The organism is Streptomyces sp. NPDC047315 (assembly GCF_040643215.1).
Taxonomy (GTDB): domain Bacteria; phylum Actinomycetota; class Actinomycetes; order Streptomycetales; family Streptomycetaceae; genus Streptomyces.
The window spans coordinates 40,602-66,891 of sequence record NZ_JBEYTZ010000035.1; the positions used below are offsets into that span (position 1 = coordinate 40,602).

The 26,290-nt window shown below is 71.2% G+C and carries 24 protein-coding genes and 1 pseudogene; 11 read left to right on the forward strand and 14 right to left on the reverse strand.

Annotation, left to right across the window (positions count from 1 at the left end; all coding sequences use genetic code 11):
* Window positions 1-14 precede the first annotated feature (14 nt).
* Together ABZ842_RS31530 and ABZ842_RS31535 are read left to right on the forward strand one after the other, a co-directional pair.
* A complete protein-coding gene (locus ABZ842_RS31530) occupies window positions 15-1,073 on the forward strand; it encodes an AMP-binding protein (protein WP_361544475.1) in 1,059 nt (352 codons plus the stop codon).
* A complete protein-coding gene (locus ABZ842_RS31535; protein ID WP_361544478.1) occupies window positions 1,073-2,434 on the forward strand; it encodes an aldehyde dehydrogenase family protein in 1,362 nt (453 codons plus the stop codon). The genes ABZ842_RS31530 and ABZ842_RS31535 overlap by 1 nt, the downstream gene beginning before the upstream one ends.
* A gap of 54 nt (window positions 2,435-2,488) precedes the next feature.
* Here the strand turns inward: ABZ842_RS31535 and ABZ842_RS31540 are convergent.
* Together ABZ842_RS31540 and ABZ842_RS31545 are read right to left on the reverse strand one after the other, a co-directional pair.
* Window positions 2,489-3,127, reverse strand: a pseudogene (locus ABZ842_RS31540) (histidine phosphatase family protein); the annotation flags it as partial.
* Window positions 3,128-3,233: 106 nt separating this feature from the next.
* A complete protein-coding gene (locus ABZ842_RS31545) occupies window positions 3,234-4,124 on the reverse strand; it encodes a TIGR03621 family F420-dependent LLM class oxidoreductase (protein ID WP_361544481.1) in 891 nt (296 codons plus the stop codon).
* Between the two features lie 346 nt (window positions 4,125-4,470).
* Between ABZ842_RS31545 and ABZ842_RS31550 the strand changes: the two genes are divergently transcribed.
* The gene (locus tag ABZ842_RS31550; RefSeq protein WP_361544484.1) at window positions 4,471-4,944 is read left to right on the forward strand and encodes a hypothetical protein; all 474 of its coding nucleotides are present in this window, start codon (window positions 4,471-4,473) and stop codon (window positions 4,942-4,944) included.
* Between the two features lie 291 nt (window positions 4,945-5,235).
* Here the strand turns inward: ABZ842_RS31550 and ABZ842_RS31555 are convergent, their stop codons facing one another.
* The 7 genes from ABZ842_RS31555 to ABZ842_RS31585 all read right to left on the reverse strand — a co-directional run bounded on the left by ABZ842_RS31555 (window position 5,236) and on the right by ABZ842_RS31585 (window position 11,697).
* Window positions 5,236-5,673: a hypothetical protein gene (locus ABZ842_RS31555; protein ID WP_361544605.1), complete on the reverse strand. Its 438-nt coding sequence runs from the start codon at window positions 5,671-5,673 to the stop codon at window positions 5,236-5,238.
* A gap of 498 nt (window positions 5,674-6,171) precedes the next feature.
* Complete coding sequence (locus ABZ842_RS31560) at window positions 6,172-6,855, reverse strand: uracil-DNA glycosylase (protein WP_361544487.1); 684 nt, start codon at window positions 6,853-6,855, stop codon at window positions 6,172-6,174.
* A 164-nt stretch (window positions 6,856-7,019) separates the two neighbouring features.
* Window positions 7,020-8,597 (reverse strand): ABC transporter substrate-binding protein, encoded by a 1,578-nt coding sequence (locus ABZ842_RS31565; RefSeq protein ID WP_361544490.1) that lies wholly within the window; start codon window positions 8,595-8,597, stop codon window positions 7,020-7,022.
* A 176-nt stretch (window positions 8,598-8,773) separates the two neighbouring features.
* Complete coding sequence (locus ABZ842_RS31570; RefSeq protein ID WP_361544493.1) at window positions 8,774-9,532, reverse strand: SDR family oxidoreductase; 759 nt, start codon at window positions 9,530-9,532, stop codon at window positions 8,774-8,776.
* Window positions 9,533-9,548: 16 nt separating this feature from the next.
* On the reverse strand, window positions 9,549-10,310 hold the full coding sequence (gene fabG, locus ABZ842_RS31575) for a 3-oxoacyl-ACP reductase FabG (protein WP_361544496.1): 762 nt from the start codon (window positions 10,308-10,310) through the stop codon (window positions 9,549-9,551).
* 179 nt (window positions 10,311-10,489) lie between these two features.
* The gene (locus ABZ842_RS31580; RefSeq protein ID WP_361544498.1) at window positions 10,490-10,873 is read right to left on the reverse strand and encodes a DUF3037 domain-containing protein; all 384 of its coding nucleotides are present in this window, start codon (window positions 10,871-10,873) and stop codon (window positions 10,490-10,492) included.
* Window positions 10,870-11,697, reverse strand: coding sequence for a HipA family kinase (locus ABZ842_RS31585; RefSeq protein WP_361544501.1), 828 nt, complete (start codon window positions 11,695-11,697; stop codon window positions 10,870-10,872). Before ABZ842_RS31585 ends, ABZ842_RS31580 begins: the two co-directional genes overlap by 4 nt.
* 402 nt (window positions 11,698-12,099) lie before the next feature.
* Between ABZ842_RS31585 and ABZ842_RS31590 the strand changes: the two genes are divergently transcribed.
* From ABZ842_RS31590 to ABZ842_RS31605, 4 genes are all read left to right on the forward strand, one after another.
* Window positions 12,100-12,531, forward strand: coding sequence for a hypothetical protein (locus ABZ842_RS31590; protein ID WP_361544504.1), 432 nt, complete (start codon window positions 12,100-12,102; stop codon window positions 12,529-12,531).
* 655 nt (window positions 12,532-13,186) lie between these two features.
* Entirely contained in the window at window positions 13,187-14,362 is a 1,176-nt protein-coding gene (locus ABZ842_RS31595) for an LLM class flavin-dependent oxidoreductase (protein WP_361544507.1), read from the forward strand.
* Window positions 14,363-14,398: 36 nt separating this feature from the next.
* Entirely contained in the window at window positions 14,399-15,043 is a 645-nt protein-coding gene (locus tag ABZ842_RS31600; RefSeq protein WP_361544510.1) for a hypothetical protein, read from the forward strand.
* A 398-nt stretch (window positions 15,044-15,441) separates the two neighbouring features.
* Window positions 15,442-15,912: a CBS domain-containing protein gene (locus ABZ842_RS31605; protein ID WP_361544513.1), complete on the forward strand. Its 471-nt coding sequence runs from the start codon at window positions 15,442-15,444 to the stop codon at window positions 15,910-15,912.
* Between the two features lie 70 nt (window positions 15,913-15,982).
* Here the strand turns inward: ABZ842_RS31605 and ABZ842_RS31610 are convergent, their stop codons facing one another.
* Window positions 15,983-16,663: a pyridoxamine 5'-phosphate oxidase family protein gene (locus tag ABZ842_RS31610; RefSeq protein WP_361544516.1), complete on the reverse strand. Its 681-nt coding sequence runs from the start codon at window positions 16,661-16,663 to the stop codon at window positions 15,983-15,985.
* Window positions 16,664-16,946: 283 nt separating this feature from the next.
* Between ABZ842_RS31610 and ABZ842_RS31615 the strand changes: the two genes are divergently transcribed.
* Together ABZ842_RS31615 and ABZ842_RS31620 are read left to right on the forward strand one after the other, a co-directional pair.
* On the forward strand, window positions 16,947-17,618 hold the full coding sequence (locus ABZ842_RS31615) for a CBS domain-containing protein (protein WP_361544519.1): 672 nt from the start codon (window positions 16,947-16,949) through the stop codon (window positions 17,616-17,618).
* Window positions 17,619-17,651: 33 nt separating this feature from the next.
* On the forward strand, window positions 17,652-18,257 hold the full coding sequence (locus ABZ842_RS31620; RefSeq protein ID WP_361544522.1) for a hypothetical protein: 606 nt from the start codon (window positions 17,652-17,654) through the stop codon (window positions 18,255-18,257).
* 13 nt (window positions 18,258-18,270) lie between these two features.
* Here ABZ842_RS31620 and ABZ842_RS31625 read toward each other — a convergent pair whose 3' ends face one another.
* The 4 genes from ABZ842_RS31625 to ABZ842_RS31640 are packed head-to-tail and all read right to left on the reverse strand — an operon-like array spanning window position 18,271 to window position 23,243.
* Window positions 18,271-20,661 (reverse strand): glycosyl hydrolase family 65 protein, encoded by a 2,391-nt coding sequence (locus ABZ842_RS31625; RefSeq protein WP_361544525.1) that lies wholly within the window; start codon window positions 20,659-20,661, stop codon window positions 18,271-18,273.
* Window positions 20,658-21,431 (reverse strand): HAD-IA family hydrolase, encoded by a 774-nt coding sequence (locus ABZ842_RS31630; protein WP_361544528.1) that lies wholly within the window; start codon window positions 21,429-21,431, stop codon window positions 20,658-20,660. The genes ABZ842_RS31625 and ABZ842_RS31630 overlap by 4 nt, the downstream gene beginning before the upstream one ends.
* Window positions 21,428-22,318 carry a universal stress protein gene (locus ABZ842_RS31635; RefSeq protein WP_361544531.1) on the reverse strand — a complete coding sequence of 297 codons (891 nt, stop codon included), beginning with the start codon at window positions 22,316-22,318 and terminating at the stop codon, window positions 21,428-21,430. The genes ABZ842_RS31630 and ABZ842_RS31635 overlap by 4 nt, the downstream gene beginning before the upstream one ends.
* Before the next feature lie 58 nt (window positions 22,319-22,376).
* Window positions 22,377-23,243, reverse strand: a complete 867-nt coding sequence (locus ABZ842_RS31640) for a universal stress protein (protein ID WP_361544534.1) — start codon at window positions 23,241-23,243, stop codon at window positions 22,377-22,379.
* 476 nt (window positions 23,244-23,719) lie between these two features.
* On the opposite strand from ABZ842_RS31640, the gene sulP reads away from it, so the two are divergent.
* On the forward strand, window positions 23,720-25,444 hold the full coding sequence (gene sulP / locus ABZ842_RS31645) for a sulfate permease (RefSeq protein WP_361544537.1): 1,725 nt from the start codon (window positions 23,720-23,722) through the stop codon (window positions 25,442-25,444).
* Between the two features lie 140 nt (window positions 25,445-25,584).
* Window positions 25,585-26,211 carry a CBS domain-containing protein gene (locus ABZ842_RS31650; protein WP_361544540.1) on the forward strand — a complete coding sequence of 209 codons (627 nt, stop codon included), beginning with the start codon at window positions 25,585-25,587 and terminating at the stop codon, window positions 26,209-26,211.
* The last annotated feature ends 79 nt before the right edge of the window (window positions 26,212-26,290 follow it).

The following is a 26,290-nucleotide window of genomic DNA, read 5'->3' on the forward strand; positions in this document are numbered from 1 at the left end:
CGAGAGGAAGAACCATGGTCGAGCACGCTGGCGGAGAGTTCGTCCGGCAGATGATGCAGTGGCATTTCAGCCCGGAGACCGGGTCGCCGTTCTGGTTGAAACGGGCCGAGAGCCTGGACTTCGATCCGTTGAGCGACGTTCGGGACTTCGACGACCTCGGCCTGTTCCCCAACGTGGTGGACGAGCTGCGCGACGTCGGCGTCCGTGAGCTGATCCCCCGCGGCTACGGCGACGAGCACGGCGCGTCCGTCTACGAGAGCGGCGGCACCACCGGGCAGCCCAAGCGCGTGATGTACAGCGCGGAGTGGCACCGGCGCAGCGTCGAGTGGTTCAGTGAGCGGCTGGACGCCCACGGCGTACCGCGGAACGTCGACTGGCTGAGCGCGGTTCCCACCGGGCCGCACAACGTCGGGGCGATGGCGATCGACGCCGCGATGACCCGGGGCGGGCTGAACTTCAGCATCGATCTGGACCCGCGCTGGGTGAAGAAGCTGATCGCGCAGGGCCGGACGGACATGGTCGGCGCCTACACCGATCACCTCGTCGAACAGATCGGCCACATCCTGGCCAGCCAGGACGTGGGCGTCCTCTTCGCCACTCCGCCGATGCTGGAACAGCTCGCGCACCACGACGATCTGGTGGAGCTGGTGAACCGGAAGGTCCGCGCGATCATCTGGGGTGGTACGCATCTGGACGCCGACACCCGGGACCTGCTGCGCGACGAGGTGTTCGGGAACGTGAAGCTGGTCGGCGGGTACGGCGGCACGATGATGCTGGGGACGTCGATGGAGCGCCCGGGGCTCGGTGACGACGAGCCGTGCGTGTTCGACTCGTTCGCTCCGTACACCTCGTTCCGGGTGATCGACCCCGACACCGGCCGGGTCGTTCCGTACGGCGAGCGCGGGCAGGTCGTCCTGCACCACCTGAGCCGAAGCGCCCTGCTGGTCAACAACGTCGAGCGGGACTACGCCACCCGGATCGCACCGGTGGGCGGCGGCTTCGGCGACGCGGTCGCGGACGTCGCCCCCGTGGCGTCCTTCGGGGACACGACGGTCGTCGAGGGCGTGTACTGATGTTGCCCTTGGACGTCCTCGGTCCCGGCGGCCCCTATCGGTCCCGGCGCCGGGAGACCGTGCGGAACCTCGCGGGAGACCCGGTCGCGGAGCTGAGCCTCGCGCCCTCGCTCTACGTCACCCGCGCGATCAAGGCCCTGCGCCGGGCGCCGGCACCGCCCGTCGAAGCGAGGGCCGCGGCGTTCGCACGGGCGGCCCGGGCGTTCGCCACCGAGCCGGTCGCGGGGCTGACGCCGCAGGAGTACCAGCACACCGTCAGCGCGGTCACCGGGATTCCGATCTCGGTGGTGCGCGACGCCACCGGCAGCCTCGCCCGGGCCGCCGAGCTGATCCACCGGAGCGTGGAGAACGCCCGGCCGGTCGGTGCGGTCGACTCGTGGCGCGATCCGCGGGCCCGGGACGGTGCGGCGGTGTGGACCCGGCGCGGCGAGGTGTTCGCCGTCCACGCGGCGGGCAACCACCCCGCGGTGCACGAGGGTTGGCTCGATGCCCTCGCGCTCGGCTACCGCGTCGCCGTGCGCCCCTCCCGCCGTGAGCCGTTCACTCCGCACCGGCTGGTCACGGCCCTGCGCGAGGCCGGTTTCGGCGACGAGGGAGTCGTGTTGCTGCCCACCGACCACGACGTGGCCGGTGACGTCCTCGGGCACGCCGACTTCGGCATGGTGTACGGCGGTGCGGACGTCGTGGCCAAGTACGCGGGCGATCCACGCGTCCTGCCGCAGGGCCCCGGGCGCTCCAAGGTGCTCATCACCGCCGAGACGGAGTGGGAGCCGATCGTCGACACCCTCGTGGAGTCGATCAGCAGTGGCGGGGGCGTCGGCTGCGTCAACGCGACCGGCGTGCTGGTCGAGGGCGACCCCTCCCCCGTGGCCGCGGCGATCGCCGAGCGGCTGGCCGCGCTGCCCAGCCTGCCGTCGACGGACGAGCGGGCGGTCCTGCCCGTACAACCCGTCGGTCTGGCCCGTCGGTGGGACGGGCTGCTGCGGCAGCGGGCGGCGGGCACCAAGGCGTGGCTCGGCGGTGACGGCGTCGTCGACGACCTCGGCGACGGCTCCGCGGTGCTCCGGCCCGCGGTGCACCAGCTCGACAGCCCGTTCGCGCAGCAGCTCGGGATCGAGTTGGGCTTCCCCTGTGCGTGGGTCGCGCCGTGGGACCGCGACGCCGGGATCCGGCCGTTGCGCAACACCCTCGTACTGACGGCCGTCACCACCGACGCGGACCTGATCGACGCGTTGGTGGCGGAGCCGACCATCGCCAACGTGTACGTCGGCGACCATCCGACGCCGTGGATGGAGCACGGGCTGCCGCACGACGGCTACCTCGCCGAGTTCCTCATGCGCACCAAGACGGTGCGCCGCTGACGCAAGGGGGGCGGTTCCTGGCACCGACCGCCCCCTTCGCCCGTTCCACAAGCGTCAGTGGTGGTCCTTCAGGTGCGACGTGTCGTTCAGCAGTCGCACGGTCGCGCTCCCGTCGCCGTCGTAGGTCACCACGGTCAGCGAGGCCGCCGACAGCTCCATCCGGAACAGCGTCCGGGGCGGCGCGTCCAGCGCCAGCCTGACCAGCGTCCGCAACACCCCGACGTGCGAGACGACCAGCACCGTCTGGCCCGCGTACCGCGTCAGGAGCCGGTCCCGTGCGAGCGCGGCCCGGCGCGCAACCGCGGTGAACGTCTCGCCGGTGCCGCCCGGCACCGCGGAAGGAGAGGCGAGCCAGGCCGCCATCTCGTCCGGGTGGCGCTCGCGCACCTCGGCGAACGTCAGTCCCTCCCAGGCGCCGAAGTCCGCCTCGGTGAGCCGTTCGTCGACGCGTACTTCCAGGCCCAGGCCCCGGGCCGCCGCCTCCGCCGTCTGCCGGGCTCGGCGCAGCGGTGAGGACACCACCGCCCGTACGGCACCGCGTGCCGCGAGCATCCTGCCGGCGGCCTCGGCCTGCCGGCGCCCGGCCGGTGACAGCGCGGGGTCGGATCCGCCGCTGCCGGACAACCGCTTCTGCGGCGTCAGGGCGGTCTCGCCGTGGCGCAGCAGCAGAAGGGTGGTGGGGGCGCCCCGGTCGTTCACCCCGTCGGCCGCTCCACGACCCGTTCCGGTGTCGATGCGCATCGGAGCACCTTTCGGTCACGGCCCCCGTCGCCGGCGGCGCGGTGGCGCAGCGGGCACGTCAGCGGAGTGCGGCGATGACCGGCGCGAAGTTCTCCATGTTGAACTCCATGACCGTGAAGTAGGTGAAGCCGTAGCGTTCGCGGCGCTCCTTGAGCTGTTGCGCGATCTCCTCCGGGGTTCCGGTCACCACGCTGGGCGGGTCCTCGGGGCCGTCCGCGGCGTCGGGCGGCAGCGAGAGGAACCTGTCGGGCGTTTCGGTGCCGTCGGTGCTCTCGGTGGACTGAAGCACCTGCTGTAGGAGGAGGTTGAACTCCACGGAGTCGGTGCGGTCCCCGAGCAGGCCGCGCACGTAGGCGATCCGTTCGTCCATCTGTGCGGTGCTGGCGAAGTGGAGTGCGTCGCCGGTGGGGCTGGCCCAGCCTCCCGGGAAGGCGATGATGTCGGCGTGCTCGGCGGCCACCCGCATCAGCCGGTCCCCCCAGCCCGCGATCATCACGGGCGGCCCGGAAGGTTGGGCAGGACGCGGCTGGTACTCCGGGTCCTCGAACAGACCGCGCAAGGTGGTGACGGTCCTTTCGAGCTGCTGGACCCGCTGTCCGCCGCTGGGGAACGGCATCTCCGCGAGGTCGAACTCGGCCTTCACGTAGCCTGCGCCGAGCCCCAGTTCCAGGCGCCCGTCGACGAACTGGTCGGTGCTCGCCACGTCACGTGCGAGCAGGGCGGCGTTGTAGAACGGCGTGTTCAGCACGAACGTGGTCAGCCGCGCCCGTTCGGTCGCCTCGGCCGCGAGCACGATGGCGGGAAACGGCGCGGGGGCTCCCAGGTGATCGGCCACTCCGATCACGTCGTAACCGAGTTCCTCGGCTCTGCGGCACTTCGCGCTCCACTCGCGTCGCGAACCGGGAACGAACATGTTGACACCGAAGCGGAACGGTCGCTGCGAAGACATCCCGTCTGTGTACCACACGATGATCATCCCGTCAGCCCGCTCGGTGAGGGGCAGTTGGCGACCGCGTACGGGGCTGGATGCACTGCCCCGGCGGCGCTTCTGCGTGCTGCCTGGTGGGGGCGGGTACGCCGGGATCACGCCCCGGCCAAGTGGCCTGGGGCGCGGTCCGATATCACCGCCACCGCGGCCCGCGATTTCGGCATCCGCGTCCGAGTCCCGGGAGGGCGTCGGGCGCAGGGCCACCGGAAGCTGACGCCACCGGAGGCTGAACGGCACGTCACCCGTGTGGGCCAATGTCGGCCCGTCCCATCGCGTAAACCCCCCACGACACAGCAGAGTTGCCAAGGTGCAGCGAACGACGAGCGCCCGCGACGGCCGGGCCGCCTCAAGAACGACCCTGTTGACCCTGACGACGGCGGCGAGCGCCGCGCTGGGGCTCACGATGACCGGCTGCGTGGCAGTGGAGCCGCGCCGACCGCCCGCGCCGGCACCGCACAGCAGCCCGCAGAGCACGCCGCCGGCCACCGGGCCGCAGATCGCGCAGGGCCCGGCGCGCGAGGCTCTGGGGTCGCCCGCGACGCCGAAGGACTCCGCCCGGCCGCGACCGGCGGACGCGTCGCCCGACCGTGCGCCCAAGGCACCGCGGCAGCGGTCGGCCGATGCGGAACGCCCCCGCAAGCAGCCGCCCCCGCCGCCACGCCCGGCCGCACCGGCACCGCCCGCCCCCCTCCCGGACCCCTGCGGCCTGGCCGAGTCCTACGGCGGCTGGAACCCCGACAGCCCCCAAGCCGGCATGTGCCGAGACGCGTACCGCCCCTGAGCGCGCTATGGCCTGTGCCCCTGGACATAGCCGCCGTAGCCCTACGGAAACGTTGGTCTCCACCGGCCGGTGGTGGGCTGTTCGCGCAGTTCCCCGCGCCCCTAAACACCCTGCCCTCGCCCCGCAGAGAAATGACAGGGGCGGCGAATTAGGGGCGCGGGGAACTGCGCGAACAGCCACGGACGGGCCGAGGTCGCCACGATCGCTAAGCCACCCACGGCGCTACCGCGTCTGCCAAGACGGGCAGCCGCGACCCCACGGACACGACCAAGGGTCCATCGGTCGGGCGCGTCACCCCCCGTCCACCTGGCGCGCCACGCGCTCAATCGCGGCCCGCACCCCGCGCCCGTACCCGTCGTCGCGGAGCGCTCCGCTCGCCCCGCGCGCCCGGGCCAGGTGGAGCCGGGCCGCACCCGGGTCCTGGAGCTTGACGTAGTCCGCGGCGAGATCGAGGTGGAGCGCCGGATACAGCGCCGCCAGCGCCAGCGCGGCTCCGCGGTCGACCGGACGCTCCTGGGCCAGCGAGTCGGCCGCCGCGAGCGCCCGTAGGTCCCAGGCGAGTTCGTCGCCGGGGTCGTCCTGGGCGTCCGCCAGATAGTGCGCGAGGGTGCACCGCTGGAGCGGATCGCCCGTCTCCCCGATCTCCGCCCAGAGCGCGCCGAACCGATTCCGCGCCTCCTCCCGGTCGCCGCCGTGTAGCAGCATCGCCGCCTGCCCGATCCGGGTCATGACGGCGTCGCCGGACGTCTGCTGCTGTGCCACCTGGACCTCCCGCTTCCGTGCGGCGCCGGGAGAGGGCCCGGCGTGCCGCTGCGACCGACGCTAACGGCCGCACCGGCGAAACCCGGACAGGCTCGGGCGGCGACCCGGGCCCGTCAGCCGGGCGCCCCACCGCACGGGTGCCCCGGCACCCGAGCGCTCGGACACCCGGCTAGGGGGGCTTCTGATGGATCAGGCTGGTTGAGGGTGGGGGTTCCTCCCACGCCCTCCGGGCGTAGGGGGAGGGGTCTGGTGCCGTGGATCTTCCCCCTGTGCCCTGCGGGCACGGGGGCCCAGCGGAGGAGGGAGTCGACGCGGTGGGGGCACCTCCCGTGCCCGCAGGGCACAAGGGGCCGTCGGCGACCGACGACAACGCGGAGAGGGGGCACCTCCCGGACCGAAGGCCCAGGGGGAGCGGCACCAGGACACGCGAGCCCAGCAAGATCCATCAGAAGCCCCCTAGGGGCGTCAGCCCAGATTGGGGATGCGCCAGTCGATCGGCTCGTGCCCCTGCGCCGCGACGGCTTCGTTGATCTGCGTGAAGGGGTGCGATCCGAAGAACTTCTTCGCCGACAGCGGCGAGGGATGGGCGCCCTTCACGATCACGTGCCGGCTCTCGTCGATGAGCGGCGCCTTCTTCTGCGCGTAATTGCCCCACAGGACGAAGACGGCCGGGTCCGGACGGTCGGCGACGGCGCGGATCACCGCGTCCGTCACCTTCTCCCAGCCCTTGTTCTTGTGCGAATTGGCCTCCCCGGCCCGGACCGTCAGCACTGCGTTCAGCAGCAGGACGCCCTGCTCGGCCCAGGGCATCAGATAGCCGTTGTCCGGGACGGGCAGACCGAGCTCGGCCTGCATCTCCTTGTAGATGTTGCGCAGGGAGGGCGGGGTCTTGACGCCCGGCCGCACCGAGAAGCACAGACCGTGCCCCTGGCCCTCGCCGTGGTACGGGTCCTGGCCGAGGATGAGCACCTTGACCTTGTCGTACGGCGTGGCGTCCAGCGCGGCGAAGACCTCCTCACGCGGCGGGTAGACCGGCCCCTTGGCGCGCTCCTCCTCGACGAACTCGGTCAGCTCCTTGAAATAGGGCTTCTGCAGCTCTTCGCCGAGGACGCCGCGCCAGGACTCGGGCAGCATGTCGGTGTCGGTCACGTCAAGAACCTCCGGAATGCGTTGCGTTACCAAGCACAGAACCTACCCGGAGCCACTGACAACGGCCCCGCCTCCCGGAAAACGGACCCGGTCACAGCGCAGCACGGACCCGGTCACCACGCGGCTCGGAGCCGGTGCCGCCCGTCGGAGCGGAGCCGCGTCGGTCACCAGTTGCCCTTGCGGAACAGCTCCCACACCTGCATCACCGTCTGCGGATCGAGCGCCCGCTCGGCGCCGCCGATCTCCTCCGTGACCGCCACGTACAGCTTGCCCTGCCACAGCGGCAGCAGCCGCACGTCGTCGACCAGGATCTCCTGCGCCTCGTCGAACTGCTTCAACACCGCGCCGCGGTCGCTCTCGCGCCGGGACTCGGGCAGCAGCTTCCCGGTGATCTCCGGGCTCTCGTACGGGGTGTTGAGCGCGTTGTTCGTCCCCACGAAGGGTGCGATGAAGTTGTCCGGGTCGGGGAAGTCGGGGAACCAGCCGCGGCCGAAGACCGGGTAGGCGCCGTCCGCGTACTCCTTCTGGAAGTCCGTCCAGCGCTTCCCCTGTATAGTGATCTTGAAAAGCCCGGACGCTTCGAGCTGCCGCTTGATCTCGGCGAACTCCGCCGCGGTCGAGGAGCCGTAGCGGTCCGTGGTGTACGTCAGCTGGAGGGACACGGGCTCGTCGATGCCCGCCTTCTCCAGGATCTGCCGCGCCTTGGCCTCACTGGGGTCGCCGTAGCGGTCGAAGAACTTCGTGGTGTGGCCGGCGATGCCCCGCGGGACCATCGAGTACAAGGGCTCGGCCGTCCCCTTGTAGACCTTGTCGACGAGCTTCCCCCGGTCGATGACCTGGGCTATCGCACGGCGCACGGGCAGCTTGTTGGCCGTGGGGTCCTTGGGGTTGAAGACCAGGTAGCGGATGTCGGCGCCGACGCTCTCCACCAGCCGCAGGTGCTTGTGCTCGGGGAGCCCCTGCTGGAGTTCGATCACGTCGTCCGCGGTCATCCCGCGGTAGACCGCATCGATCTTCTTCTCCTTGAGCGCGCGCATCATCAGCGCGGAGTCCTGGTAGTAGCGGATGCTCACCGAATCGTTCCTGCGCTTGGCGAACCCCTTGTACGACCCGTTCTTCTCCAGCTGGGCCCGGTCCTTGCGCACATAGTTCTTGAGCACGTAAGGACCCGACCCGATGACCTTGTCGTCCTGGCGGAGCTTGTCGGCGGGGTATTCACCGGGCGGCACCAGGGACATCGCCGGCGTCGCCAGGACGTACGGGAAGGTGGTGTCGGGGGCGTTCAGCCGGAACCGTACGACGCGGTCGCCGGCGGTCTCCACGGAGTCGAGCGAGCCGAGCAGGGCCTTGGGGCCGCTCTCCGCCGCGATGGTGCGGATGCGGTCGATGGAGTGCTTCACCGCGGCGGCGTCGAGCTTCTCCCCGTTGGAGAAGGTCATCTCCTTGCGCAGCTCGCACTGGTACACGCGGTTGGCGGCGTCGGTGAAGGTGCAGGTGGCGGCGTCGGGCTGGGGGGTGTTGCTGCCGGACGGAAAGCTCAGCAGGGTCTGGAAGACGTTCCGGTACAGCTCCCAGGAGCCGTCCCAGGCGGCGGCGGGGTCGAGCGCGGAGGGTTCGCTGATCGTGCCGACGGAGATCTTCTGGTCGTCGCTCGCCTCGGCGTCGGAGAACAGTCCGCACCCCGCCAGCAGCGACATCGACGCGAGGGCCGCAGCGCCCCGCAGACAGGTCCGATAGAACACGTGCGCACGCTCCTCGTTCAGCCTGGATCGGCCGACCATACCGCAGCGCCCCGCCGGGTCAACCTATGGTGTCGGCGGGGCACTTGGGTCGGAGTTTTACGAGGTGCGCGAACCGGTGCATTTCACTCGGCCGACCTGGGGTTTCGGGCCCGGTCGCCGGTCGCTGTCGAGCTCGGTTACACGTGAACGTTGAGGAAGACCCCGCCGTCGATCACCAGGGTCTGCCCGGTGATCCAGTCGGACTGGTCGGAGGTGAGGAAGGCCGCTGCCCCGCCGATGTCGTCCGGCACCCCCAGCCGACCCAGCGGGTACGCGGCGGCGGCCTCCGCCTCGCGCCCGTCGTAGAGGGCCTCGGCGAACTTGGTCTTGACCACCGCCGGTGCGATCGCGTTGACCCGTACTCCGGGGGCGAACTCGTGCGCCAGCTGCAGGGTCAGATTGACCATCGCGGCCTTGCTCATGCCGTACGCGCCGATGTACGGCGACGGGGCGAGGCCGGCGACGGACGCGATGTTCACGATCGCACCGCCGTGTTCGCGCTGCCAGGCGCGGTAGGTCTGCTGCGCGAAGCCGAGTGCGGAGATCACGTTCGTCTCGTACACCTTGCGCGCCACGCCCAGGTCCAGCTCGGCGATCGGCCCGTACACGGGGTTGGTGCCGGCGTTGTTGACCAGGAAGTCCACCCGGCCGAACGCCTCCATCGTGCGCTCCACCGCGACCGCCTGGTGGGCCTCGTCGTGGGCCTTTCCGGCGACCGCGACGACGCGGTCCGCGCCCAGCCGGTCGACCGCTTCGCGCAGGGCGTCCTCGCCCCGCCCGGTGATGCAGACCCGATCGCCCCGGTCGACCAGGGCCTTCGCGACTGCGTATCCGATGCCGCGGCTGGCGCCGGTGACCAGGGCGACCTTGCCGCTGTCGGGAACGTCCGTCGTCATCTCGCGCCCCTCCCCGTCAGTTGAGCGGTCCGCCGGCCACGTACAGCACCTGGCCGGAGACGAAGCCGGCGTCGTCGTCCGTGAAGAAGGCGATCGCCCGGGCGACGTCCTCGGGGCGGCCGACGCGCTGGACGGGGATCTGGGTGGCGGCTGCCGCCTGGAAGTCCTCGAAGCCCATGCCGACGCGGGCGGCGGTCTGGGCGGTCATGTCGGTGGCGATGAAGCCGGGGGCGACGGCGTTCGCGGTGATGCCGAACTTGCCCAGCTCGATCGCGAGCGTCTTGGTGAAGCCCTGGAGACCGGCCTTCACGGCGGAGTAGTTGGCCTGTCCGCGGTTGCCCAGCGCGGAGGACGAGGAGAGCGAGACGATCCGGCCGAAGCCGGCGTCCACCATGTGCTTCTGGCACGCCTTGGCCATCAGGAACGCCCCGCGCAGGTGGACGTTGACCACGGTGTCCCAGTCCGCCTCGCTCATCTTGAAGAGCAGGTTGTCGCGCAGGACGCCGGCGTTGTTCACCAGGATCGTGGGCGCGCCGAGCTCGTCGGCGACCCGGGCGACCGCGGCCTGCACCTGCTCGCCGTCGGAGACGTCGCACCCGACGGCGAGCGCCCGGCCGCCGGCGGAGGTCACCTTCTCCACGGTGTCCTTGCAGGCCGCCTCGTCGAGGTCGAGGACGGCGACGGCACGGCCCTGGGCCGCCAGCCGGATCGCGGTGGCCGCGCCGATGCCGCGCGCGGCGCCGGTCACGACGGCGACGCGCTGCTCGTTGGTGGACATGTGCTTCTCCTCAGCCCTGGGGTTGGCTCAGCCCTCGGGCGGTACGCCAGGGGGGTGAGCGACCGCTTAGTACCCGTTCGCAGACGTGACGCTAGAAGCCCCGGCACCCGGTGTCAACGGCCTCCGGGGTGCGCCGGGGCACGGTCGGGACGTGAGCTGACGCGGGGCCGGCCGGCCCTTCACCGCACGAGGACCTGGACCAGCCGCTCCAACTCCGCCTGCGGATCGGCGGTGAGTCCGGTGTGCACGGGCCCGGGCTGCACGACGGTGGAGCGGGGCGCCACCAGCCAGCGGAAGCGCCGCCCGGGGTCGTCGCCGGACGCCTGCCCCGCGGCGTCACCGCCGCGGCAGACCCCTTCGACGGCGTGCAGCGCTGCCCGTACGCCGGTGGTGTCCGCCGCCGGGTCCAGCGCCCGCAGCTTGGCGAGGTCGAGGTGGGTCAGGGCGCCGACGAAGGACCGGGCCCGGCAGTAGACGACGACGCCGGCGTTGAAGCACTCGCCGCGCTCGACCCGCGGGACGACCCGCAGCAGCGCGTACTCGAAGACCATCCGCTCGCTCATGCGCCTTCTCCCTGCGTCCCGGTCCGCCCGGTCAGCCAGCCCGGGGCCTGGGAGGGGCGCGACTTGGAGGGGGCGTTCAGCGTGATCCGCTCGTGGATGGTGGCGGCGCGGGGCAGCAGGGCCGCGACGTAGGCGCGCCGCACGCCGTCCGTGTCCTCGAAGCCGGGTTCGTCGACCAGCCACTCGTCCGGCACCTCCGCCGCGACGTCCACGAGCAGTTCTTCCGTGACGAGCGGGGCGAGCTCGGCAGCGGCGGCGACGAAGTCCGGCTTGAAGGGAGCGAGGGCGTGGTCGGACGCGTCGTACCCCTTGGCGGCGGACGCGGCGGCCCCCGGCCAGTTGTGGTGCCAGATCATGGTGGCGCCGTGGTCGATCAGCCACAGGTCGCCGTGCCACACGAGCATGTTGGGGTTGCGCCAGGACCGGTCCACGTTGTTGATCAGCGCGTCGAACCAGACCGCGCGCCCCGCCTCGACGGGGTCGACCTCGTACGCCAGCGGATCGAAGCCGATGGAGCCCGGCAGGAAGTCCATCCCCAGGTTCAGCCCACCACTGGCCTTCAGCAGCTCCTGCACCTCCTGGTCCGGCTCCCCGAGCCCGATCACCGGATCGAGCTCGATCGCCACCAACTCGGGCACGCGCAGCCCGAGCCGCTGCCCGAGCCGTCCACAGATCACCTCGGCAACGAGGGTCTTGCGGCCCTGCCCGGCGCCGGTGAACTTCATGACGTACGTACCGAGGTCGTCGGCCTCGACGATCCCGGGGAGCGAACCGCCCTCACGCAGGGGCGTGACGTAGCGGGTCGCTGTGACTTCTGTCAGCATTTCCCCAGGCTATACGGGGTGGCTCCCTGGCAATCCTCGGACGGCTCGACAGGCTCGACAGGCTCGACGGCGTGCGGTCGGGCGGGACCAGCCTGCTCGGCCTGGGGAGGAGCTGGAGGAGCCTGGCGTCCACTTGATCTAACCGAACTATGCTCGCCCAAGATCCCCGACGGCGTCAGGCGCTGAGCGCCGCTCCCGCCGACTGCTTCCGGTCCCGACCGCCGCTCCGGGTCCCGGCGGCACCGTGGGATACGGTCGCTCCTTTGGCCGGAATGAGCGTCGGCCCTGCGCCCTGAGCGCGGACATACTCGCTTCGGCCTGGCCCTCCTTCCCACTCTCGGGCCTCTTGTACGTGTGAGAGCAGATCGTCCGACCTGGAAAGCGTCGACGAAAGGATCGCCCATGCGCACCAAATTCGCCAAAGCCGGAGTTGCCCTCGCCCTGGCCGTCAGCGGGCTCGCCCTCGCTCCGGCCGCCGAGGCTGCACCCGCTGCGTCCTCGGCCGCACCGCGTGCAGTCACCCTCGCACCCGGCTTCTACGCCGGCGGCACATGGCAGCTCCACCAGAGCAACGGACAGGTGGTCACGGTCAATGTGACGCAGGACAGCATCGGACGGCTCTACGGCAGCGCATACTCCGGCAGCACCTCCGCAACGATCGAGTACGGCGCGTTGGTGGACGGAACGTCCATCAACTTCAACCTGAGCTGGTCGAACGGAGCCAGAGGCAGATACACCGGCCACCTGGCCGCCGACAGACGGCTCTCCGGCCATACCTACGACCTGAACCGCCCGACGAGCCAGGCGTCGTGGGCGACGACGCGCTTCTTCTAGTCCCAACGCCTTCAGTCAGGCATGGAGGCTGTTCGTGAAGGCTGGTGAACGAGGCAGCGGAGCTGCTGTAGGAGAGGACTGTCCTCCAAGACGTCCTCACCGCAGGAGCTCCGCTGTTGGAACTGGCTGCCATAACGAGGCCGGTCGGGGTTGCGGCCGGGGTGTTCGCGCCGGGTCATCGGCGAGCCGCCCCGGAATGTCCCGTTCGAGATGGTCGACGATGTACTGGCGGAGACCGGCGCGGTCCAGCAGCGGGTCCAACTGGTGCCGGCCCGGGAGCAAACGTGGCGAGCACCGCAGACGAACCTGAACACCCCTTTGGCCGGACCGAGAAGCCCCCTCCGCGGCCCCCCATCACCCCCTCCGCACCCAGCGCTCGGTGGCCAGGCGTTTCCGCAGATCAGGTCCGAGGGGCAGAGGCCGTCGCAGGCCCGACAACCCTCATGTAGATGTAGCAAGGCGTCCCAAGTACAGGAGGACTTCGACCGGACCTCGACGCCGGGAGCTCCTGCAGGCACTCGGGATCCTCCAGAGGGCTACACCCGACCAGCTCTGGAAGCTGACCCGCCCGGACAACCAGCACGACAAGCTTCCCCGAGACGACCTTCAGCGGTTAGGCATCTGGCCGATCTCTGATCTGACGGAAGGACATGCGATGCGTTTCGGAGTCTTCATGGCACCGTTCCACACTGCTAAGGGGCAGAATCCCCTGACTGCTTTCGCGCGGGACATGGCCACCCTTCAACAGCTCGACGAACTCGGCTATGACGAAGCCTGGATCGGCGAACACCACTCTGGCGGCTCGGAGTTGATCGCCAGCCCAGAGATTTTCATCGCGCACGTCGCAGCCCAGACCAAACACATCAAGCTGGGGACCGGCGTGCTCTCTCTGCCGTATCACAACCCACTGTGGGTGGCGGACCGCGCGATCCTGCTCGACCACCTCACCCGGGGCCGATTCATGCTCGGCCTCGGCCCCGGCTCCCTCCCGACGGACGCGACGATGATCGGCATCGACCCGGTCTCACAGCGGTCCGCGCTGGAGGAGGACACCGACGTCCTCATCCAGTTGCTCACCGAGGATGAACCCGTCACCAAGAAGACCGCCCGCTACAACCTCGTCGAAGCCAGATGTCAGTTACGCCCGTACACCACACCCTGCTTCGAAGTCGGCATCGCGGCGATCGCCTCGCCGTCCGGCCCACGGATCGCAGGCAAGCACGGGCTGGCGCTGCTATCCATCGGCGCGACCATGACCGGTGACCTGGACATGCTCGCCGCGCACTGGAACGTGATGGAAGAACGAGCCCATCAGTTCGGCACCATCATTGAACGCTCCGCATGGCGACTGGTCGGGCCGATGCACATCGCCGAAACGAAAGAACAGGCCTACGCGGACGTCGGGTACGGACTCGATGACTGGTGCCGCTATCTGCAGTACGAAGCTGCGGTACCGCACTTCGAGCCCGGCGGCACGACGCTGAAGGAACGCATCGACTGGATCAACGAGTCCGGTGTTGGCGTCATCGGCACACCGGACGACGCGATCCGGCACATCCGCCAATTGCACGAGCAGTCCCACGGCTTCGGCTGCTACCTCATGATGGCGCACGAATGGGCGAGGGCAGACGCCACCCGTCAGCACTTCGAACTGTTCGCGCAGCAGGTCGCCCCGCACTTTCAAGGCAGTCTCGAACGCCTCGACGCCGCACGAGCCCTCGCGGTCAAGCGCAGGGAGGCACTGTACAGCCGCATGGGCGACGCGCTTGACGAGGCGAAGGCCCGACATGCCGCCGAGCAGGCGGCCTCGGCACCGCCGGCGACGCCGTGACGGTGGGTGCCCGGCCGGCTGTCTGCGCGGCCTTGCGTGCCTCCAACGCGACGACGTCCCCGCTGCAGGTGCCGCCTCGCACCCGAGCTGGTCCAGGACGGGGACCCGGAGACACGTCAGGCGCTGGCCGCCAACCCGAGCCTCGGAGCGCACGGCGTCGCCCTGCTGGCGAAGGACCCGCACGACGACATCCGCTCCGCGGTGGCGCTGCGCCACGACCTGACCGAGGAGCAACGTGCGACGGTGCGCCACGACTTCGACCCGACGTCGATGTCGATGTCGATGTCGCACACCCTGCCCTGGGTCGAGGACCTGCACGGCGACGCCGACGCGATGCGCCGTCTCGCCGCGTCGTCCCACCCGCTGGTCCGCCGCAGTGTGGCCTGCGCCCGGCACCTCCCGCCGGATGTCGTGGCCCGCCTGGCACGGGATCCCGAAGCCGAGGTGCGCCGCCGCGCGGCGGAGGACCCCCGGCTGTCACCGGCAGACGCGGTGCGGCTGCTGGACGACCCGAAGGCCCACGTCCGCAGCGCCGCGGTGCGCAATACGCGGCTACCAGCCCACATCCTGGCCGGGCTGTTGCACGACCGCGAAACGGCACGCGCAGCGGTCACGGACCCGGCGATCCCGGTCCCCGTCCTGCACCGCATCCTTACCGCGGCTGCGGCAGCCACGCGCTGAACACCGCCACCCCGCACGGCAGCCGTGAAGGGCGCGCTGGCACTCGCCGTCGGACGGGCCGGGCAGCTTGCGGTCGATCTCCGCGTCGATCCGGCCACTGCGCCCTTGACGTCGGCGTCGGCGCCCTTGGGCCGGGCCACCGTGAAATCGGTTCCCCTTTCGCGCATGACCGGGCACATCTCGGTGGGGCCGTGGTGTGAGCGGACAACGAACCGGCCTCTTCCACTCGCACCAGCCACAGGTAGCCGTCGGTGCGGCGAACGCCCGCACGGGTGCGTAACGTGGTAGGCACCACGCATCCAGCCAGAGGTCGGCGCGTCGCTGCGAAGCCGATTGCGCCCCTGTGACGGCCAGCACACTCCCCCGAGAAGGCTGGATGACCTGAGAGGTGCTCGATCATGCGTGTGTCCGAGCTGATGAGTTCTCCCGCAGTGACCGCCCCGCCGTCGGCGTCCCTCCGGGCCGTCGCCCAGTTGATGGACGTACACGGGGTCGGCGCCGTGGTGGTGGTCGACAGTGGACCTCCCGTCGGCATCGTCACGGACCGTGACCTCGTGCTCCGTGGACTCGCCTGTGGGCTCGCCCCCGAGTCTGCGGCGTGCGGTGTGATGACGACGCCTGTGATCACCTTGAGCCTGGACGACGGGACCGCGGACGCCTACCGCGTCTACCGTCGGTCCAGGGTGCGTCGCCTGCCGGTCGTTGACGGGCGCCGGACCGTCGGGATCCTGACCGTTGACGACATGCTCATGGACGTCTTCCGCCGCATGGCCGACCTGCTAAGCGGTCCCATCGCCGACAGCGTCCTGGCCGAGTACCTGGACCCGCGGAGCGCCCGACGGGAGGGTCCTGGCGGCCGAGCCGGATAGGCGGGTGCCATCCTTCCGTGGTGGCAGTCCCGGCGCTCCGCGGCGTGGCACGGTGCGGGTCCGTTGTCCATCACTTCTCCTGCGGTGTCGCGGCGTTGACGATGCGACGGCCCGAGATGCGGCGTGGCACGATCTCCAGCCACAGGGAACGGTCGCCGCCCGCCCACGACAGGTCGTCGGCGTGTCCTTCCAGTGCGTGGACGAGGGCGGGGTCGGTGACGCCTTGCGCGTCGCCCACGGCGAGTACGCTCCATCCGCTGCTGAAGGCGTCGTCGATGCGGTCCACTTCGAAGGCGACCTCCGTGTCCGCCGCTGCCGCAGGTACCGTGCCGGGAGCCGTGCGGAAGACGATGCGGTCGCCGGAGACGACATAGTTGACCGGTACGACGGCGGGCCCCTCCGACGTGGTGACCGCGATCCTGCCAACCCCTCCCGTGGCGAGCAGTTCCCGGCACTCCTCGTCGTCGAGGGACCTCAGTTCGGCATCCCGGAACCCACTGCCCTGCCCCGGTGCGCGTTCCGCCTTCGAGCCGGTGAGTTCGGGGACGGTGGTTTGCAGGGCCTCGGCGAGCCGCAGCAGCATCCCGGTGCCGGGGACTGCCGAGGCGCGCTCCTCGACGTAGGCGATGTACGCGGGCGCGGCACCGCTGCGCTCGGCGACCTCCTGACGGGTCATGCCGAGAGCCTCCCTGCGTGCGGTGACCCGGCGACCGATGTCGCTGCGCTGGCTCGGTTTACCGGTGGAAGGCATGTCCGTCACCTCGGATCGTCTTCGGCGGGCAGGACTTGGTCGGAGAAGACGAAGATGTCCGCGAGCAGACCGGGGACGATGCTCGGCAGCGGGTGCACGAACCCCTTCATGTCGCCTCACTCCGCGGTGTCCGGTCCGCTCGGTCCCCCTCAGCGTGGACTCGGCACCGACGCGATCGCTTGGGCCGGACGGTCCCGTCGGGGGACCCGACCGGCCCTGTCCGACGGCGCCCCGGGGAAGGACCGTGACAGCAGGGAACCATCGTCCTGGAAGGGAAGGCACCATGGCTCACGGTCGGTACACCGTCGGTGACGTGATGACGAGGGACGTACTCGCCGCCACTCCCACGGCCGGCTTCAAGGAAGTCGTTACCGCCATGGAGTCACGGCGGGTCACGGCGGTCCCGGTCGTCGACGGCGAACAGCGAGTCGTCGGCGTGGTCTCGGAAGCGGACCTGCTGGCCAAGGAGGAGTACCACGACCGCGTCCCTGGCCTGATCGAGCAGGGGCAAGACCTCGCCCGCACCGCCAAGGCGGGTGCCGTGACCGTAGGCGAGTTGATGACCTCGCCAGCGATCACCGTGGGGGCGTCCGACCCGCTGCCGCGTGCTGCCCGGCTGATGGCCAGGCACCAGGTCAAACGACTGCCCGTGATCGACCGTGCCGGAGTTCTCCAGGGCGTCGTCAGCCGGGTCGACCTGTTGAAGGTCTTCCTGCGCGCGGACGAGGACATCGCCGCCGAGGTGCGCCGGGAGGTCGTCGACCGCGTGCTGCCCGTCTCCCATCACTCGGTCGAGGTAGCGGTCAGCGACGGGGTCGTCTCCCTGACGGGGACGGTGCGCGACGACGGGCTGATCCCGCTGGTGGAGCGTCTGACGCGGGGCGTCGAGGGGGTCGTGGACGTGGAGTGCGCCCTCGGTACGCCGCCGCGCGCAGGGCCACCGACCATGCCGTGAACCCGACCCGCGTCCGGGAAGGAGGTGGCCGCCGTGGTCGACGCCTCGGGTGCGTTTTCGCCCTCCGGGCGGGGGTGGCGGTGGCGGCGGAACCCGCTGCGCCGCCGGTCTGACCTGGTGGACGCCTGGATCGGGCTGTTGCTGGCAGTCCTCCTGTTCATCGGGGCACCACTCGCCGGAACGCTCACGGGATCGGCGGTCCACGCGCGCGAAGCCGCCGAGGCCGACCGAGTGCGGTCCACGTCGCACTCCGTCCAGGCCGTCGTCACCGGGGATGTCCCGCAACTGAGCACGGATTCACAGCAGACCGGCGGTGCCGTGCTGCTGCCCGCGACGGTGCGCTGGACGACGGCCGACGGAACCCGCACCGCAGTGGCCAAGGTCCCCGCAGGAGCTGAGCGCGGCAGCCACGTGCAGATCAGGGTGGACGACCGGGGACGGGTCGTACCGGCGCCGCGCAGCGACGCCGCCATCACCGCGGAGGCCATCGAAACGGGATCGTTCGTCACGGCGGGAGCGGTCCTGGTCGTGGCGGGAGTACGGCTGACGGCGAACACCCTGAGCACCCACCACCACCTCGTCGAATGGGAACGGGACTGGGTGAAGACCGCGCCCGACTGGACGGCGCACGGACGCTGAACGGCCGGCGCGTTCATCCGTCAGGCAGGGCGAGCGTGCACGTCTCACCGGGGTGGACGGTGATCGTCCGGTCGGGCAGTTCCAAGCCGATGGGGGCGCGGTCGGACGCGGGGACGGTGACGCGCAGCCGCCCGGCCCGCACCTCCAGCCGTACGCCCCAGTGGCCCCGGTACCGGATGGAGAATCCGTACGCGGACAGGTGCGGCACGGGCACCGGGTCCAGTCGTAGCGCCCCGTCGTGGGGTTCCAGCCCGGTGAGTCCGCGCTGCACGAGGTCGAGGGTGCCGGCCATGGCGCCGAGGTGGATGCCTTCACCGGTGGTGCCGCCCTGGAGGTCGGCGATGTCGCCGGCCAGGGCTTCCCTGGCGTACTGCCACGCCTCGGCACGGCGGCACCGGGCCAGGGTCCAGGCGTGGACCAGACTGCTGAGGGTCGAGCCGTGGCTGGTGCGGGCCAGGTAGTAGTCGACGGTGCGCTGCCACGAGTCGGCGTCCAGGGCGTGGCCGAGGCGGTGGAGCACCCGGCGCAGCTCTGTTGGGTGGAGCAGGTAGCCGAGCATCAGGACGTCGGCCTGTTTGGACGCCTGGTAGCGGTTGACGGTGTCACCCTCGGCCTCCAGGATCCGGTCGAGCCGGCGGATGGAGCCGTAGCGGGCGCGGTAGGCGTCCCAGTCCAGTTCCGCGAGGTCTCCGTAGCCGGCGAACTGGCTGATGACGCCGGCGTGGAAGGGTACGTGAAGCGTTCTGGACACGGTGTCCCACCGACCGAGTTCCCCGTCGTCGAGCGCGGTGCGTGCCCTCAGGTCGTGGGCGAGTGGTGCGGGCAGGACGTCCAGGACGTCCAGGGTTCGGCCGATGACCCAGGCCGCCATGACGTTGGTGTAGGCGTTGTCGTCGATTCCGGGGCGGTCGGCGTCCGGGTAGGCGTCGTGGTACTCGTCCGGTCCGACGACGCCGCGGATGTGGTGGCGGCCGGTCGCCGGGTCGTGCTCGGCGAGTGCGGCCCAGTAGCGGGCGATCTGCACCAGCATCTCGGCGCCCTTGGTGTGCAGGTATCCGGCGTCGCCGGTGGCCTCGCCGTACTGGAGGACGTTGTAGGCGACGGCGAGGCCGACGTGGTGCTGGAGCCGCGAGTGGTCGGGCAGCCAGCGGCCGGATCGAGGGTTGAGGTGGAGTTCCTGGGTGTCCTCCCGGCCGTCGCTGCCGCTCTGCCAGGGGTACTGGGCGCCACGGCGGCCCGAGGCGCGCGCATCGGCGCAGGCCCGTTCCAGGCGTCGGTGACGGTAGTCGAGCAATGCCCGCGACACCTCCGGGAAGTGCAGGTTGAGGTAGGGCAGGACGAAGAGTTCGTCCCAGAAGACGTGCCCCCGGTACGCCTCGCCCGACAGGCCTCGGGCGGGGACGCCCGCGTCCAGGTCGGCGGTGTGCGGAGAGAGGGTCTGCAGGAGGTGGAAGAGGTGCAGTCGCAGTACGCGCCCGGCGTCGCCGGGCACGTCCACGGCCGCGTTGGACCACAGTCGCCCCCACGCCGCGCCCTGGGCGGCGATGAGCTCTTCCGTCCCGGGTGCGCGGCCCAGTAGCTCGGTCGCGGCGCTCACCGGGTCGCTGATCGCCCGGTCCCGCGAGGTGTACAGCGCGAGGGTCTTGCCGACGGTGACAGGGCTGCCTGGGGCGAGGGGGACGCGCAGTCGGTGCGCCACCCGGGTGTCGTCGCCTTCGGTGATGCGTTCGACCGACCGGTCGGCGCCGGTGCGGGCGGCCAGCGCGATCTCGATGCCCGACGACTCCGTACGGCAGGCCAGCCAGCAGGTGTCGGGGGTCGCCTCTCCGGTGCGGACACCGGTGAGGTGCTCTCCGGCGAGGGAGCGGTACCGCTCGACGCCGTTGTTGGTGACCGCACCGTCGAGCGCCGACTCGATCTCAAGGTCACCGCTCCAGCCGTCGGCGGCGAACCGGGTGCTCAGCAGCCCCAGGTGTGGCTGGTCCATGTGCGCCAGCCGGAGTTGGCGTACGTGCAGGACGCGGCCGGCCACCTCGTAGGAGATGGTGCGCTCCAAGGTTCCGGACTTCAGGTCGAGGACGAGGTGCTGGCCCAGGACGGGGTGGGTGTCGGGGGTGATCCAGGCGGGATCGGGATCGGTCGCGGTCGGGAGGCGGAAGCGGAGGAGCAGCCAGTTGGGCAGGTTGACCACGTCCTCGTTCTCCACCCGGCGACCCGCGACCTGTGAGGTGAGGCGGTCGTAGCAGCCCGCCGCGTACGTGCCGGGGTAGTGCACGTCGTCGGCCCGGCACTCGGGTGCGGCGCCGCGGGTGGCGAAGTAGCCGTTGCCGACGGTGCACAGGGATTCCCTGAGCCGCTCCTGCACGGGGTCATAGCCTTCGTACTCCCAGGTCCAGCCCTTCATTGCCGGCCCCCCCGCGTCGAGGCGTCGAAGAGCTCGGCGAGGTCACCGACCACGAGGTGGGCGCCGTGTCGCAGCAGTCGGGCGCGGGCCGTGGTCGTACCGGCCCGGTCGACCCCGACGACCAGCGCGAACCCACCCCGCCGGCCGGCCTCGACACCCGCGGGGGCGTCTTCGATCACGGCGGCCCGACCGGGGAGGACGCGGAGCCGGCCGGCGGCTTCGAGGAACAGCGCCGGGTCGGGCTTGCCGGGCAGGTGCAGCCGGGCCGCCTCGTCGCCGTCCACCAGGACGTCGAGGAGGTCGGTGAGGCCCGCGCCCGCCAGCAGTTCTCGGGCGTGACGGGAGGCAGAGACGGCGGCGCGGGACACGTCTGCCGCGTGCAGGATGCGCAGAAGCCGTACCGTCCCGGGGTAAGCGGCTACGGCGCCCTCGTGGATGCACGCGGTGAACAGGCGCTCCTTGGCGTCGGCCACGGCCCGCACCGTCGCCGCGTCGGACTCGACCCCGCGAGAGGCGAGGAGCGCGGCGGCGCCGTCCAGGCGTGATCTGCCGTCGACCAGGCGCGGGTAGTCGTCGTTCAGGTCGAACGGGCGCCGCTGGGAAGGGTCGGAGGGCGGGTGGGCGCGCAGGTGCGCGTCGAACGCGGTCTTCCAGGCGGCGGCGTGCAGTCGTGCCGAGTCGATGAGGACGCCGTCGGTGTCGAAGAGCACGGCTGCCAGGCGGCGCAGGACCGTCGGCACGGGTGCGGGTCGACCCTCCGTCTCGGTCACGGCATCGGTGCCCGCTCCGGGACGACGGCCACGGGGCAGGCGGAGTGGTGCAGCAGCGTGTGGGCGACCGGGCCGAGTTGCAGACCGAAGTAGCCGGGGCGGCGCAGCGCTCCGACGACCATCAGGTCCACGGTGGCCGATGCGTTCAACAGAACCCTGCGCGCGGGCCCTTCCCCGGTCTGCTGGTGGACGGTCACCCCGGGGTGCTCCGCCGTCACCTCGCGCAGGGCGTCTTCGATGCGCTCGGCGGCCGTTCGTTCGTGGTGACGTGCCGCGTCACCCGCCGTCAACGGATGTCCGCCGGCTTCCAGGGCCGGTAGGCGCCAGGCGCGCACGGCCCACAGGGAGACTCCTCGGGCCGCCGCCTCGCGGACGGCGAACCGGACCGCGGCGTCGCCCTCGGCGGGGTCGGCCACGCCGAGGGCGACGCTGCGGTTCATGCCCGCGCCGATCTGGTTGTCGTGGCTTCCGCGCAGTACGACCACCGGGCAGTCGGCACGGGCCGCGACCGTCAGGGAGACGGACCCGAGGAGCAGGTCGGTGACTCCGCTGCGGCCGTGGGAGCCGGTGACGAGCAAGAACGCGTTGCGGCCGGCGTTCAGCAACGCCGTGGCGGCGTCCTCCGCCGGGGTTTCCGCAGTGATCTTCAACTGGGGGTGCCTGCGGTGGGCCCGTTCGGTCGCGGAGCCCACGAGGTTCTCGGCGAACACCCGCTCCGATGGCTTCCCCAGGCCGTGGGCGAGTGCCAGTCCCTCGTAGCGTTCCCATTTCGACGCGTAGACCAGATGCAGCCCCCGACCGTGCAGGGACGCCTCGTCGGCGGCCCAGTCCACGGCCCGCAGGCTCGACTCCGATCCGTCTACCCCGACGACCAGCGGGAGTTCCATGGTTCTGCCCCTTCCTCCGCCCCTGTTCAGTCCTCCGTCGGCCCTGCTACGGCCCGGTTCAGGAGTGCGAGACGACCGCGACGGGCGCCGTCACGTGGTGGAGCACGCCGTAGGTGACCGAACCGACGCGGCCTCCGAGCGACGAGCGCCGGATGTAGCGGCCCACGACCACCAGGGAGGCACCGTGGTCACGCGCCGCGTCCGCCAGCAGGTCCACGGCCCGTCCGCGCCGGGATTCCACCGTCACCTCGACCTCGGGATGGGCGTCCCGCCAGGGCCGGACGGCCTCTTCCAGATGCGTCGCCTCGCTCTTGGTGAGGTCCGCTTCCAGGGAGGAGTCCGAGGGCATGCCGTACCCGAAGTACGGCGGGAGCTTCCACGCGTGGACGATCCACAACCCGGTCCCCCGTCGGCGTGCCGCGTCGAAGGCGAACGCGAACAGGGCGTCCGCGGCGGTACCGAGGCCGAGGACGACGGGCCCGTGCGAATCGGGCAGTTCACGGTCGTGTTCGGGTGCGCGGACGAAGACGACGGGGCGGTCCGTGTGGGCGAGGACCGCCTGCCCCACCGCTCCCACGAGGAAGCGTCCGACACCGCTGAGGCCCCGGGACCCCAGGACCAGCAGTTCGGACTCCGCTGCGGCCTCGGGTAGGACTTCCCTGGGCCAGCCGATGAGCTGTTCGACGGTGATGGCGAGCCCCGGGTGGCGTCTGCGCAACTCTTCCCCGACGTCGCGCGGGACCCTCTCCGCCCAGTGCCGCTGCGTTTCGCGGTCGGCCATCGACTCCGGCACGACGCCGTTCGGTGGCCACACGTTCACCACCCGCAGCGGCACCGCCCGGTTTTCGGCCTCACGGGCACCCCACTCAGCAGCCACCACGCTCTCCCTCGATCCGTCCAGACCGACGGTGACGGTGCGGGCCATCGCATGCACCTCCCGTGACGGGTGGGCCTTCGCTCCTCTCCAGGATGGGCGCGGCACCGTGTCCCCGCGACCGGCAGGGGCGTCCCGGGCCGAACCGGTCCTAGGGCCTGTCTTACGGATCTTGCTGGGCTCGCGTGCCCTGGCACCGCTCCCCCTGGGCCTTCGGCCCGGGAGGTGCCCCCACTCCGCGTCGTCCTCGGTCGCCGACGGCCCCCTGTGCCCTGCAGGCACGGTGCTACCCCCCACCGCATTGACTCCCTCCTCCACTGGGGTCCCCCCGTGCCCGCAGGACACAGGGGGAAAGATCCACGGCACCAGAACCCTCCCCCTACGCCCGGAGGGCGTGGGAGGGACCCCACCCTCACCCAGCCTGACCCGTAAGACAGACCCCAGACGCTGCCGATCTCGCATCGCGTCCGCAACCGCCCGGCGCGATGCTGAGGCAAACAGCGTGAAGAACGGCGTGAAGGAGGCGCATGTCCCAAGGCGGCGGCGACCGGGCGCGGGGCGGCCTCCTGGCCGCCGTCGCCCCTGGGGCGGCCGTCCTGCTGCGGTACCGGCGCACGTGGCTGCGCGGTGACTTGCTCGCCGGACTCGCCGTCGCCGCCTACCTGGTACCGCAGGTCATGGCCTACGCGAGCGTTGCGGGGCTGCCGCCGGTAACCGGGCTGTGGGCGGCCTTGCCCGCGTTGGTGCTGTACTCGGCGCTCGGTACCTCGCGCCTGCTGTCCGTGGGGCCGGAGTCGACCACGGCGCTGATGACGGCCGCGGTGATCGGACCGCTCGCCGCCGGGAACGGCGACCGCTACGCGGCGCTGGCCGCCGGGCTGGCGCTCACCGTGGGACTGTTGTGCCTCGTCGCCTGGGCCCTACGGCTGGGGTTCGTCGCCGACCTGCTCTCCCGTCCCGTACTGGTGGGCTATCTGACCGGGATCGCACTGATCATGATCGTGGACCAGTTGCCCAAGGTGACGGGGGTGGCCACCGGTGGCGGCGGGTTCTTCCCCCAGTTCCTCTCCTTCCTCCGAGGGCTGTCACGGCTGGACACCGCCACGACCGCACTGAGCCTGGTGGCGCTGGTCGTCCTCTTCGTCGTGGCCCGGTTCCTACCCGCCCTGCCCGCCCCTCTCCTGGTGGTCACGGCCGGCACGGTGGCCGTCGCGGTCTTCGACCTTCAGAAGCACGGCATCGCCGTGGTCGGCAAGGTGGCGACGGGGCTGCCCCGGCCGCAGCCGTCCGCCGTGGCCGACCTGCCCGATCTGGTGCTGCCCGCCCTCGGAGTGCTGCTGGTCGGGTACACGGACGTGATCCTCACGGGACGTGCCTTCTCCGGGCGCGCCGACGACGAGCGGCCCGACGCCAACCGGGAGCTACTCGCCCTCGGCGCGACGAACATCGGCTCGGGCCTGTTCCGCGGCTTCCCGGTCAGCAGCAGTGCCAGCCGTACCGCGCTCGCAGACGCGTCCGGGGCGCGGACCCAGGCGTACTCCCTGGTCACGGGTGCCGTAGTACTCGCGGTGCTGCTGTTCCTCGGGCCCGCCCTGGCGCTCGTCCCCGTGCCGGTGCTGGGCGCGCTGGTGGTCTATGCCGCGGTGCGGCTGGTGGACCTGGCGGGGTTCCAGCGGCTGGCGTCCTTCCGGCACCGCGAGTTCGCCCTGGCTCTCGCGTGCTTGTTCGGGGTCCTCGCCCTGGGTGTCCTCTATGGCGTGCTGGTGGCCGTGGGGCTGTCCGTGGCGGAGCTGCTCACCCGGGTCGCCCGTCCGCACGACGCCGTGGAGGGCCTGGTGCCCGGCGTCGCGGGCATGCACGACGTCAACGACTATCCGCAGGCCAAGACGGTCCCCGGGCTGCTCGTCTACCGGTACGACTCCCCCCTGTTCTTCGCCAACGCGGAGGACTTCCGGCGGCGCGCACTGGCCGCCGTCGCCGAGCAGGAGGAACGCGGGAACCACGTCGTCTGGTTCCTGCTCAACGCCGAGGCCAACGTGGAGGTGGACATCACCGCACTGGACTCGCTCGCCTCGCTGCGCTCCGAGTTGGCCCGGCGCGGAATCGTCTTCGCCATGGCCCGGGTCAAGCAGGACCTACGGGATCAGCTCGTGGCGTACGGGCTCGACGAGGTGGTCGAGCCGGATTTGGTCTTCCCCACGCTGCCGACCGCGGTGGCCGCTTACCGCAGGTACACGGGCGCACCGGGCTGACTCGGCCGGTGCCCTGGCAAGCCAGGGGTTGGGGCGGCCCGAAATGGGGCCGTGCGGCCCTTCCGGGTCCGTCCCGGGCGGGTCCACGCTGGCACCAGAGCTGGCCTGCGCACCGTAGGAACCGATCCTGGGAGGCCGTGATGGCCGTTTCCCCGCACTCCGTGAGTGACGTGATGACGCACACCGCCGTCGCCGTGGGACGTCATGCCGGGTACAAGGAGATCGTCGAGCTGATGGACCAGTGGAAGATCAGCGCCGTGCCGGTGCTCGCGGGTGAGGGCCGTGTCATAGGCGTGGTCTCCGAGGCCGACCTCCTGCTCAAGGAGGAGCACCGCGACGACGACCCCACCCGGACCGACACCCCGCTGGACGTGTCCGCGAAGGCCGCCGCGCTCACCGCTGGGGACCTGATGTCCAGCCCCGCGGTCACCGTGCGGGCCGACGCGACCCTCTCGGAGGCGGCACGGATCATGGCACGGCGTCGCGTGAAGCGCCTGCCGGTGGTCGACGCCCAGGGCCTGCTGGAGGGCGTGGTCAGCCGTAGCGACCTGTTGAAGGTGTTCCTCCGCACGGACGAGGAGATCGCGGCCGAGATCCGTCGGGACGTCCTGGACCGGGTTCCGGCAGCGGAGCACCTGGAAGTGACGGTGGAGGACGGTTTGGTGACCCTCAAGGGCGCCCTCGCGGACCGGACGCTGGTGCCCCTGCTCGCCCGCGCGATCCGGGCGGTGGAAGGCACCGTCGACATCCGTCTGGACCTGGCCTGAAAGGCGCCCCGAGGTCATGACGGGTACGGGCCGCGGTCCCGAGCGACGTCTGGTGCCCGTTCGGCCCCGTTCGTACCCC